The organism is Hyella patelloides LEGE 07179 (genome assembly GCF_900659865.1).
Taxonomy (GTDB): Bacteria; Cyanobacteriota; Cyanobacteriia; order Cyanobacteriales; family Xenococcaceae; genus Hyella; species Hyella patelloides.
In genome coordinates this window covers 1-11,335 of the sequence record NZ_LR213998.1, presented here as the reverse complement: position 1 = coordinate 11,335, position 11,335 = coordinate 1, and the positions used below count along the sequence as shown (strand labels likewise).

The following is an 11,335-nucleotide window of genomic DNA, read 5'->3' as shown; positions in this document are numbered from 1 at the left end:
TAGTTTGTTAGAAAATATCTTTGAAAATCCCCTTGACTTTGGTTTTCAGGAAAATCCTCTAGAAAGTTGCTTATCCCCCAATAATTTTCCTGATATTTCCCCTGGTGTAGTACCTTGTGAAAACCCAGAGCAATATGTGTATTATGATAATCAGCACTTTACTACCACAACACATAAATTAGTTGCTGACACTGCAATAACAACTATTAAGACGGAATTCAAGTCTGATTCCAAACCGACTACCGTTCCAGAATCAAAAAATATATTTGCTTTAATTGGGTTGGGTTTTAGTCTTTTGTGCGAATTAGCCAGAAGACATAAATCAACTCTGAAGATAACGACCAGGAGCTAAGATATTTTGGGGATCGATCGCGGTTTTAATTTTATTGAGTAAGTTTTGATAGCTTTCTTCTCCCTCAGCTAACAGATCCATTGAATGAACACCCAAACGATAGGGATAATAACCAGAGCTAGTTAACGCTTTTAATAAATCTTTATAGCAAGCCATTGCTCTTTCATCTTCTCCTGGTACATAACGGTCATAGGAAATAGTGAGAATACAGCCTAAACAACGCTCTGTTAGTAGGGTAAGGGAGATAAACGGCTCAAAACCATATTGGGTAAAAATGTCTTGGGTAATCGAGTTGATTTCTTGGGCGCAATTACCGTCTAAAGGTGCAACGGGGGCGCACCAGATCAATCCACAGCCGTCTTGGTCTAGATCCATTTGTTCTGGGGGAACAGATTTTTTACGCCAATAGGCACTTTTGAGTTGAGTAGGGGTGGGAATTCCTTTCATTAAGCCATATACAGGCTTGATTATTTTGAGCATTTCAGGAAGGTTTAACCCCGTTACTTGCTGATACTGTTTGGCTACTATTTGGGCTAATCTCAACAGAGTATCATCAATAAATTGCAGCTTTCTCACTTTACCTTTGAGAGCTTGCTTAATTAAGCGACGGGCTTCTGCTACCTGTGTTTTAGTGCCGTAAATTCCTCCTGAGCCATTCCAAGCACCAAAATCCCAGCTTTTAGCAAAGTAATCCATGGTTTCTGGGGGTAAGGGGGTAGTATTATGCGCCTCCTCCCAAGGATACTGACGAATTGCAGATAATACTTTGTAGCTATTGCCAAGATGAACTGCTGACTTGATTGTGCCATTGAGACGTAGAGGACGTAAGGCATTAATTAACGCGGGGAGTTGGCTATTGTCTTTAACGCTAAAGTAAAATGCTTGAAAATACTCTGGTGCAGGCATTAGCCAGATGGTCATTTTAGTAACGATACCCAAGTTAGATTGGGTAAATATGCCGTCTAGATAAGCTCCCACACCCCAACGATACAGTTGAGCAGTTTTGGCATTGGGAAAACGACCAAAACTAGTGTGAATTAATTCCCCTGTGGGTATTACTACCTCTAAACCACAGATATTAGCAAAGCGATCTCCGTAAGGGGTATGACCAAAACCTCGTTCTAAGATATTGCCAATGAGACTACTATCGGGACTAGAGCCAGTGGAGTCCATCCACAATTGAGAGTGTTGCTCTTGTAAGAATTGATAGAGTTGCTGTTGGGTAACTCCAGGTTCCACTGTGACATATGCCAAGTCTTCATTAAATTCAATAATCCGATTTAGCTGCGATAAATCTAGGAGAACACCACCGTTGGCGGTAGGAACACGAGAGCCATAACCCCAATTTTTCCCCTTACTAATGGGGTAAACAGCAATTTGATACTGATTGGCAATTTTGAGACAATCCGAAACTTGTTCTGTGGTGGTGGGGCGTAAAATGGCTTCTACATTGTTAGATGTGGCATAGGTAGCGGTAGCAGCATTTTGCAGTAAATCCGCAGCTTGAACGACATTTTCTGATGATAGGAGTTTTTCCCAGGCTTCTAAAGCAAGTGTCTTATTCATAATTAAGTTGGTTCTTGTTTTTGTGAAGAGGCCATATTTCGTAGGTGTTTATTCCAGTTATAGATGAAGATAAAGAGAATTGGCACAACCACTAAAGTTAAAAGAGTAGAAGTAGTAAATCCGCCAATAACAGCGATCGCCATAGGACTTCGTACTTCTCCATCCGCACCCAGCCCTAAAGCAATGGGAATCATCCCTGCAATGGTAGATACCGAAGTCATAAGAATCGGTCTGAGGCGGGAAGCTCCTGCGTCTATTACTGACTTGATGAGGGGTACGCCATTTCTGACACCATCCAAACAAAAATCGACGAGCAGAATAGCATTTTTGGTGACTAACCCCATAAGTAACACCATGCCGATTAAAGCAAACAGTCCTAATTCTTTTTGAGTAATTAACAGTGCCACAAAAGCACCTCCTACAGATAGGGGGAGAGCGGTTAAAATTGCCAGAGGATAGAGAAAGTTATTGTAAAGCAAAATTAGAATGCCATAAATACAGATAATTCCCAGAATTAAAGCAGTAGAAAAACGCTGAAACACATCCCGCATAATTTCTGCATCGCCTCCTGGGACTGGCTCTTCAGTCACACCATCAGGTAGAGGGTTCAGAGCGGGTATGCTTCTGATCTCTTGCAAGGCATTTCCCAAGGCAATATTTTGCAAATTGGCTTCTAAAATTACTTGACGAGAACGGTCTAAGCGGTTGATTTCTTCTGGGCCACTAGCTAGTCTGATGTGTGCTACTGATTTTAAAGAGACTAATGAACCCTGGTTACTGGGAACTTGTAAATTTCTAATAGTGTTGATATCTTTTTGCGCTGAGGAATCTAATTGCACGCGAATGGGAATTTGCCGATCCGCAAGATTGAATTTCGCTAAACTGGAATTAATATTACCAATAGTGGCAATAAAGGCAGTGCGAGAAATCGCCGATACCGAAACCCCTTGACTTTTAGCTCGAACAGGATCGGGTATGATAGCAATTTCTGGTTTAACGAGATTAACGCTAGAACTAATATCTACTAAGCCAGGAATCTCCTTCATTTGAGCTTCCGCATTTTTGGCAACTTTCGTTAAGATATCAGGGTCTTTACCCCGTAAAACTAGGGATAAATCTTTGTTTCCTACACCCACACCCGAACTACGGAAACTAATTTTAGCACCAGGAATCTTATTGAGTATCGGACGAAGTTGTTGCTCAAATTGACGTTGAGAAAGGTCACGATCTGCTTTATCTTTTAAAGACACATAGGCTAAACCTAAATGTACCTGTCCATCATGTCCTGCAACTTCGAGAACATTTTTTACTGCGGAGTTTTCCTTTATAGACTTGCCTAACTGATGTAATACATTTTCTGTTTCTTGGAGAGTTGAACCAGGGGGAAGTTCTACAGCGATTGTGCTAAGTCCTAAATCCCCCCCATCAGAAAGACCTTGAGGAATATAGGCACTTAATGAGAGACTAGCAATAAAAATAATCACAGCAATTACTACAGTCCAATTGCGATGAGATAAAGACCAGTTAAGTAAATGGCGATAGGGAGCAAACTGAAATGCAGGGGAATTCTCTTTTGTTGGTTGATTAATCGCTTTTCGATGTTCTATATAAATTCCTGGTTTCAAACGTCCAATAGGAGAATTTAACCTTCTTTGACCTATTCGTTTATTAATATTTCTAATCGAGACATTCAATGTTTTCTGGGTTGGTTTTAGCCAATAAGCACTCAGCATCGGCGTTACCGTACAAGCAATTAAAGTCGAAAAAACCGTAGAAACGGCAAAAGTTACACCAAAAGGTTGAAAGAATTGACCAGGAACTCCTCCCATAAAAGCTACAGGAACAAATACTGCCACAATGGTTGCTGTAGTGGCAATTACTGCTAACCCAATTTCCTCCGCAGCATCTATCGCAGCTTTAAAAGGTTTTTTTCCTTGGTGCAAATGCTGATCGATATTTTCAATCATACAAATAGCATCATCTACTAAGTTTCCTACCGCCAAAGCTAAAGCACTCAAGGTCATGGTATTGAGAGTATAGTCTAGGGTTTTCATCACCCAAAAAGTAGGAATAATCGATAGCGGTAGGGCAATAGTAGTAATTAGAGTAATGCGCCAGTCTCTTAAAGAGATTCCCACCACCACTATTGTTAATAATGAACCTAAAATTAAAGCCTCTAAAGTAGAACGAGAAGAAGCACGAATGGTATCAGCACGTGTAAAAACCAACTCTAAGTTAATATCTTTTGGTAACTCAGGCTCAAGTTCGGCTACAGCTTGGCGGACATTTTCTTCTACGGTAACAATAGAACTTCCTGTTCCTCTTTCAATCGAAAAAGCGACGGCTGGTGTGCCACCTAGATAAGCAGAGTTTCTCACATCAGCGAAACTATCTTCTACTATTCCCAAACTGGAAAGATCTACCGTATCCCCTGTAGAAAGCTCAATCGGATAGTTTCTCAAATTGCTTACAGTTTCGGCACTACCCAAAATTCTGACATTCTGCTCATTCTCCCCCACATTCAGACGACCTCCTGGCAAATTAACGTTGAATTGAATAATTTGATCGTTGACCTCTGCTGCGGTGATTCCATAAGCTTGGAGACGATTGGAATCGAGATTAATGCGAATTTCGCGGTCTACTCCCCCTAATCTATCAGCTTCGGCTACTCCTGGGACAGTTAATAATTTACGTAAAAGTTGCCGATCTACAAATTCGCTTAACTCCACTATGGAACGTTCAGTAGAAGTAACTGCATAGGTGATTACAGGCTCACGATAGAATATATCTTTTTCGACAATCGGTTCTTCGATGTCTTGGGGTAAATCTTGACGAATTTGAGCTACTGCATTGCGAACATCGTTAACGGCATCATTGTTATCAATACCAATTTTAAAGGCTACACTCGTAAGAGAAACCTCATCTCTAACTTTAGAAATGATGCGGTCTACCTTGTCTAATTCGGCAACGGCATCTTCAACTTTTCTGCTGACTTGTGACTCTAATTCTGTCGGACTAGCACCTTGTTGTACTATAGTAATGCTGATAGAAGGAATATCAATATTAGGATAAGTATCAATTTCCAAATTACTAAATGAGGCTAATCCTAGAATGGCTAAAATAGTAAATAAAACAATAATCGGAATCGGATTTTTAATCGACCAAGTAGAGAGACTAAAACTCATAAGCAGTTGGGTTTAATTAATTATTAAATAGTTAAGTTTGAGAGAAGGCAATAAATATTTTATTTTTAGTTTGTTTTTAGTTTATTGGTTTCTATCTGCTCAGAGATGGAACTATTTGTGTGAACGTGTCTATATATTTTAATCTCCAGAGTCCAGTATTGTAGAATCAATCAGTGATGTTTAAGTACTTACCCTCGGCGTTGATTGGCTTTGTTGAATTGATACTATTGATGTTACTGATTTTTTTGCGATCGCTATTTCTGGGCTTCCTCCGACTTCGTTCTTCGCCAAATCCAGACTATGCTATCGTCTGAATCAACTTTACTACCGCATCTTACAAAGTGATTTTTCTCTAAGTTACATAAGTTATGCCTAATCAAATAGCGTTCGCTTTTAGCTTGGTTGCTTTTTTCTGAATACTTTATGTCTTTACTCCCAACATTAAAAACACAAAGATTGATATTACGCCCCCTATCTCCCAATGATGCTGTTTCAATCCAAAATCTTGCTAGCGATCGCCAAATAGCTGATACAACAATCTCGATTCCTCATCCCTATCCTGATGGAGAAGCAGAAAGATATATCTCAAAGCAAATAGCCGAACAAAAAACAGGTCATGCTGTAACATTTGCCATTGAGCTTAAAGCAGAGAGTAAGTTAATTGGAATTAGCGAACTTAGAGAGATAGAAACAGAACATTGTGTAGCGGAATTAAGTTATTGGTTAGCAGTTACAGCTTGGGGAAAAGGATATATGAGTGAAGCATTAAAACCTGTACTTAATTTTGGATTTGAAAGTTTATCTCTCAATAAAATATATGCTTATCACATGGCTAGAAATCCTGCATCGGGGAAAGTATTGCAAAAAAACGGTTTTCAACCAGAAGGATTATTACGACAAAGAGTTAGAAAATGGGGCAAATTTGAAGACGTAAGATTACTTTCGCTTCTTCATCAAGAATGGAAAAGTAAAGATATTTAGTTTTAAGAAGTTACCTTGAAAAAATACTTATATTGTCTTTAATTGCATTTTTGACAATGTAAAATTTTAATCAGGCATTATTAAAGCTTTAAAAAAATAACTTTATGAGTTTAACTGAAAGCATTAAAAGACTTACTGGATATAAAGCGTGGGCAAATGAGATTATCTTTTCAGCTGTGAAATCTTTGCCACAAAGCGAAGTAACTAAAGAGCGCGAAACTCGCTACAAAAATATAATTCACACACTTAATCATGTATATGTTATTGACTGTATTTTCAAAGCTCATTTAGAAAACAAATCCCACCCCTACACCGCGAGAAATACAGAAACTTATCCATCAGTGGAGGAACTATGGCAATCAGTCAAAATAATTGACCAATGGTATGTTGATTACGCCCATTCTATTTCTGAAAAAAAGTTACTAGAAATCATCAGCTTTCAATTTGTTGATGGAGGAAAAGGAGCTATGTCTCGTTATGAAATGATTCTTCATGTTGTTAATCATGCTACTTATCATAGGGGTTTTGTCAGTGACATGATGTATCAAGTTCCTGCTGCGCCTACCGCAAATGACTTAACTGTCTATCTTAGAGATGTAATTTATAGTTAATGAATTATCTCAGTTGTGTAGTCTTTCGGAACGATTTACTTAAAAAAGTTAGTATTATCTATCGATAGCAAATATTAATAGCGATCGCTCTGTCGGTAAAATGTGTGAAACTAAAGATGGTGGCTTAAGTATTACTGAAGTAATACTTAAGCCAGAGATAATTATTAAAGATGAGAATAATTCAGAAAAAGCTACACAGTTACATCATAAAGCTCACGAACTTTGTTTCATAGCTAATTCTGTTAATTTTCCTGTTATTTGCCAATCTTCAATTAAAGCGTGTTGACCTTGATGGTTTTAATGTTATTAGTCTATTCACTCTCACAGCAAAACACAGTATAAACTCTTCGATAAATTTCAGTACTATAGAAATATTCAGGAACTTATTAGTATTAGTAAAAGATAGGTAAGTCGCATGGATGGAAACGACCAACAGCAGATTCAACCGAATCCACCATCTAATTCCCAGAATGAGAATCATCCACCAGATATAGGGGGAGGCTTGCCTGTAATCAAATATTGGGCAGAACATACACTGTCCCCAGAAGGATTCAAACTTTGGAAGACTTTATTGCATAAAAGTGCTTGTCTATCTTGTTCTTGGGGAACTGGTGGACAGAAAGGAGGATTCACCGATGAAGAAGGAGAAAAGCTGCAACGCTGTATGAAAAGTGTTGAAGCAATCTTGGCAGAAATTCAACCAGCAATTAGCAAACATTTTTTTGAGCAGCAAAGCATCGAACAACTTCAGCAACTGACATCCTTAGAAGCAGATCGATTAGGAAGGTGGAGTTTTCCCGTGATTTTATCTCAAGGAAGTACCCACTACCAAAAAATTAGTTGGGATGAGATTTATCAAATTGCTGAAACAGCTTTTAAAATAACACCAGAACGAGTGGCATCTTACAGTTCGGGTCGTTCTTCTAACGAAGCTGCTTTTTTACTACAATTGATGATGCGAGCCTTGGGTTCTAATAATCTTGCCGATTGTTCCGATCTCTGTCATGCTCCTTCAACTTTCGGACTCAAACAAATCTTCGGCACTGGTACATCAATAGTCAGTTTGAAAGGTTTAAAACAAAGTGATTGTGTGGTGCTAGCGGGTTCTAACGCTTCCTCTAACCATCCCCGCCTGATGAATGAGTTGATTAAACTGCGAGAACGCGGTGGAAAGGTTATTGCGATCAACCCTATTAAAGAAACAGGGTTAGTTAAGTTTGCTTCTCCTGCTTTTCCGATTAAATCTTTACTGACTGGTTCGGAAATTGCTTCTGTTTATCTTCAACCAATTCCTGGTAGCGATGCTGCGCTCTTTGTTGGTATTCAAAAGTCTTTGATCGAACAGGACAAAATAGACCGAGAATTTTTGCAAGCATACACTGAAAATTGGTCAGAGGTCATTGATTATGCGCGCTCTACGACCTGGGAAGAGATTACTACAACCTGTGGTATTGCTCAAACAGAAATTGAAACTGTGGCGGGGATAATTGCCTCATCTCCTAAAGTTGTATTTGCCTGGGCGATGGGCATAACACAGCAGCAAAACGGAGTGGATAATGTCAGCAGTATTGCTAACACTGCTTTAATAACTGGCAATGTTGGTAAGTTAGGCACTGGGTTAATGCCTGTACGGGGACATTCCAACGTTCAAGGTTTTGGTTCGATGGGAGTCACAGTAAGACTCAAACAAGAAATTCAACAGTCTCTAGAAAAACTTTTGGGTTACTCTCTGAGTAGGGTACCAGGATACGATACTCAGGCTTTAATCGAAGCAGCAGATGCAGGAAAAGTAGATACTCTTATTTGTGTTGGTGGCAACCTATATGGAGCTAATCCTAACTCCCATAAGGTTAAGCGAGCTTTAGGCAAAATTAACACGATTATCTATCTGGCGACCAAGCCTAATTTAGGACATTTTCATGGTTTGGCGCAACAGCACACGATTATTATTCCTGTTCTCAATCGTTTTGAGAATCCTCATAAGACTACAGTAGAATCAGGCAATAACTTTGTGCGTCTTAACAGTGAAGGTCAAACTCATCTCAAAAATGCCGATCTGATTGCTGAAGTTGATTTTATAACTGAGCTTGCCCATCGTATTCATGGAGAACATCCTATTAATTGGCGCAAACTTCAAGATACCAAGTATGTGCGACAGTTAATTGCCCAAACCATTCCTGGGTTTGAGAAGATGCACGACATTGATGAAACTGAAGAAGAATTTACCATTGGTGGACGAATTATTAATCGCCCTCATTTTCCTACCCCATCTGGTAAAGCGATTATGTTTGTTAATCCATTGCCTCAGTTAACACTTCCTCAACCAGTCGATTTTGGCGTGAGTAACTACACTAGCGGTATAGTCTTAGCATTAATGACGGGGCGCAGTTATGCTCAACACAACACAGTAGTTTATAAAATTAACGACAAATATCGGGGGATGACTCATCGTCACTGTATTTTGATGAATCGTTCTGATGCCGAAAGTGTTGGTTTACAAGAGCATCAACGTGTAACTGTCAGGGGCAATGCCAGTCAACTAGAAAATATTGAGATTATTTATGGTGCAGTACGTTCAGGGGCTGCGTTAATGTTCTATCCAGAAGTTAATGTAATTTTTAATCCTCCCAAAGAGACTCGTTGTGGAACTCCAGCTTTTAAGCGAGTACCAGTGTTGGTTTATACAACTAGCTGACAATTGCCTAAGATTATTTTAAAGTTTTTTATCGCTTTCTCTTATTACTTTTTCTCGTTGATATCAATCGGAAAGCAGAAAAATTAGTAGAGAAAATGTTGGAAAACTAACAAACTTAGAGACTGAATTCATGGTGGATATATAGCCATACAAAATTAGATTAGCGGTGCGCGGGGATGGGGAGACTTCAACCAACCATAGACAACTGTTAGCAGCAAAATCTCAAACCAGAAAAGTCTCCCCTATCCACCCCCGCGCCGACGTAAGGTGCAAGGGAACGCGCACCAAGACGGATATTAAAATTTACGAGCTTTGGAGGTAATAAATAATAAGTAATAAATAATAAGTAATGAGTTTTTTGATTAAAATGCCAAAAAATACCTTAACGTTAATACGTAACACTATATTTGTATTTCAAGTAATGATTTAGAGAAATGATGCCGATTTAATTCAGATGTTAAACTAAATTAATCCATGAATATTGAACAATATCAATACTTTTTAATTATCGATCTCGAAGCTACTTGTAGTGACAAAAAAGAAATTTCTCGGCAAGAAATGGAAATTATCGAAATTGGTGCAGTAATAGTAGAAGCTGATAACTTAAAGATAATTGATGAGTTTCAAACGTTTATTAAGCCTATTCGTCATCCTATTTTGACGAGTGACCCTGCCGAGGCTTCCTCGGCAAAGGAACGCGCGAGTGTTGACTGATTTTTGTCTTGGGTTAACTTCAATTACTCAGCAACAAGTCGAGAATGCACCTTTATCTCAAAAAGCGATCGCATATTTTCAACAATGGCTAGGTAAATATTCTAATTTTATTTTTGGTTCTTGGGGAGATTACGATCGCAAACAATTCCAAAAAGATAGTAAGTTTCATAAGTTACCTTACCCCATAGATAGCGAACAGATTAATCTCAAAAAACTTTTTTCCGCTAATCAAGGTTTTTCTTATACTCATGGAATGGCAAAAGCATTAAATTTAGCAGGAATTAATTTAGAAGGAATTCATCACCGTGGCATTGATGATGCCAAAAATATTGCGCGATTAATGCCTTATATTTTAGGAAGAGAAAAAATTAAGTATTTAAAAAAGTAATAACTTACCTACTTCAATATTTGTACGTTGATAAATCGCTAACTGAACGTATAATTTACTTCATATTAGTTAATTACATCTCAAAAAACTAGCTCTATAAATCAGCAGCCATTTCTATAGAAACTAAATTTTATGACTTCTATACTAGAACAACTTAATGACTCCGTTAGTCAAGTTTTGATTACTTTGTTCGGCGAAGAATTTGTGGGTACAGCTCCTCTAGTTGCTCCTACAAACAATCCAAAGTTTGGTGATTATCAATCCAATGTAGCTTTGTCCCTTGCTAAACCCTTGAAACAGCATCCGAAAGTGATTGCTCAATCGATTGTCAATAATCTTCAGTTAGAAAATATGTGCGAAATACCCACTATTGCTGGACCAGGTTTTATCAACTTTAGGCTAAAATACAATTATATTGGGGAATTACTGTGTAAAATTCAGCGAGACGAAAGATTAGGAATTGAACCGACTCAAAATCCTCAAAGAATTATAGTAGACTATCCCAGTCCTAATATTGCCAAAGAGATGCACGTCGGACATTTGCGTCCAGCTATTATCGGTACGAATCGATCGCATATTTTCAGGTACAATAATACAAAATAATTGTTTAATTCCTAACTTTTGCCAAGCATAATTACGAACTGCTGTTGCTGCTTCTGTAGCGAAACCTCTTCCCCAATAGACTTTAGCAAGACGATAGGCGATTTCTATTTCTGTTTTAGCTTCAAATTTCCAGGGTAATAAACCACAAAAACCAATTAACTGTTTAGTATCTTTTTCGATTACTGCATATAAACTAAAGTTGTATTGCCAATAGTAATCCAGCACCCGATCTAAAAAGTG

Annotated in this window: 9 protein-coding genes and 2 pseudogenes; 8 read left to right on the top strand and 3 right to left on the bottom strand. The window is 38.4% G+C overall.

The features are described from left to right. A pseudogene (locus H1P_RS36530) lies at window positions 1-352 on the top strand (hypothetical protein); the annotation flags it as partial. Here the strand turns inward: H1P_RS36530 and H1P_RS25580 are convergent. Together H1P_RS25580 and H1P_RS25575 are read right to left on the bottom strand one after the other, a co-directional pair. Next, window positions 323-1,918: an FAD-binding oxidoreductase gene (locus H1P_RS25580; RefSeq protein ID WP_144872799.1), complete on the bottom strand. Its 1,596-nt coding sequence runs from the start codon at window positions 1,916-1,918 to the stop codon at window positions 323-325. The pseudogene H1P_RS36530 and the gene H1P_RS25580 sit on opposite strands and share 30 nt — an antisense overlap. A 2-nt stretch (window positions 1,919-1,920) precedes the next feature. Continuing rightward, window positions 1,921-5,103: an efflux RND transporter permease subunit gene (locus H1P_RS25575; protein WP_144872796.1), complete on the bottom strand. Its 3,183-nt coding sequence runs from the start codon at window positions 5,101-5,103 to the stop codon at window positions 1,921-1,923. A 423-nt stretch (window positions 5,104-5,526) separates the two neighbouring features. On the opposite strand from H1P_RS25575, the gene H1P_RS25570 reads away from it, so the two are divergent. The 7 genes and pseudogenes from H1P_RS25570 to H1P_RS25545 all read left to right on the top strand — a co-directional run. Continuing rightward, complete coding sequence (locus H1P_RS25570; RefSeq protein ID WP_144872793.1) at window positions 5,527-6,084, top strand: GNAT family N-acetyltransferase; 558 nt, start codon at window positions 5,527-5,529, stop codon at window positions 6,082-6,084. Window positions 6,085-6,188: 104 nt separating this feature from the next. Continuing rightward, on the top strand, window positions 6,189-6,695 hold the full coding sequence (locus H1P_RS25565; RefSeq protein WP_144872790.1) for a DinB family protein: 507 nt from the start codon (window positions 6,189-6,191) through the stop codon (window positions 6,693-6,695). Between the two features lie 100 nt (window positions 6,696-6,795). Continuing rightward, the gene (locus H1P_RS25560) at window positions 6,796-6,981 is read left to right on the top strand and encodes an OsmC family protein (protein ID WP_144872787.1); all 186 of its coding nucleotides are present in this window, start codon (window positions 6,796-6,798) and stop codon (window positions 6,979-6,981) included. A 129-nt stretch (window positions 6,982-7,110) separates the two neighbouring features. Beyond that, window positions 7,111-9,390: an FdhF/YdeP family oxidoreductase gene (locus H1P_RS25555; protein ID WP_144872784.1), complete on the top strand. Its 2,280-nt coding sequence runs from the start codon at window positions 7,111-7,113 to the stop codon at window positions 9,388-9,390. A 474-nt stretch (window positions 9,391-9,864) separates the two neighbouring features. Then, window positions 9,865-10,104 (top strand): exonuclease domain-containing protein, encoded by a 240-nt coding sequence (locus tag H1P_RS38500; protein ID WP_246141951.1) that lies wholly within the window; start codon window positions 9,865-9,867, stop codon window positions 10,102-10,104. Further along, window positions 10,097-10,492, top strand: a complete 396-nt coding sequence (locus tag H1P_RS38495; protein ID WP_246141950.1) for a 3'-5' exonuclease — start codon at window positions 10,097-10,099, stop codon at window positions 10,490-10,492. The genes H1P_RS38500 and H1P_RS38495 overlap by 8 nt, the downstream gene beginning before the upstream one ends. A 132-nt stretch (window positions 10,493-10,624) precedes the next feature. Next, a pseudogene (locus H1P_RS25545) lies at window positions 10,625-11,017 on the top strand (arginine--tRNA ligase); the annotation flags it as partial. On the opposite strand, the gene H1P_RS25540 reads toward H1P_RS25545, so the two are convergent. Further along, window positions 10,946-11,320 carry a GNAT family N-acetyltransferase gene (locus H1P_RS25540; protein ID WP_246141952.1) on the bottom strand — a complete coding sequence of 125 codons (375 nt, stop codon included), beginning with the start codon at window positions 11,318-11,320 and terminating at the stop codon, window positions 10,946-10,948. The pseudogene H1P_RS25545 and the gene H1P_RS25540 overlap by 72 nt on opposite strands. Window positions 11,321-11,335 lie beyond the last annotated feature (15 nt).

Coding starts and splice junctions, on each gene's coding strand:
- H1P_RS25570 (WP_144872793.1), top strand. CDS start 5,527: ATGTCTTTACTCCCAACATTAAAAACACAAAGATTGATATTACGCCCC.
- H1P_RS25555 (WP_144872784.1), top strand. CDS start 7,111: ATGGATGGAAACGACCAACAGCAGATTCAACCGAATCCACCATCTAAT.
- H1P_RS25575 (WP_144872796.1), bottom strand. CDS start 5,103: ATGAGTTTTAGTCTCTCTACTTGGTCGATTAAAAATCCGATTCCGATT.
- H1P_RS25580 (WP_144872799.1), bottom strand. CDS start 1,918: ATGAATAAGACACTTGCTTTAGAAGCCTGGGAAAAACTCCTATCATCA.
- H1P_RS25565 (WP_144872790.1), top strand. CDS start 6,189: ATGAGTTTAACTGAAAGCATTAAAAGACTTACTGGATATAAAGCGTGG.
- H1P_RS38500 (WP_246141951.1), top strand. CDS start 9,865: ATGAATATTGAACAATATCAATACTTTTTAATTATCGATCTCGAAGCT.
- H1P_RS25560 (WP_144872787.1), top strand. CDS start 6,796: ATGTGTGAAACTAAAGATGGTGGCTTAAGTATTACTGAAGTAATACTT.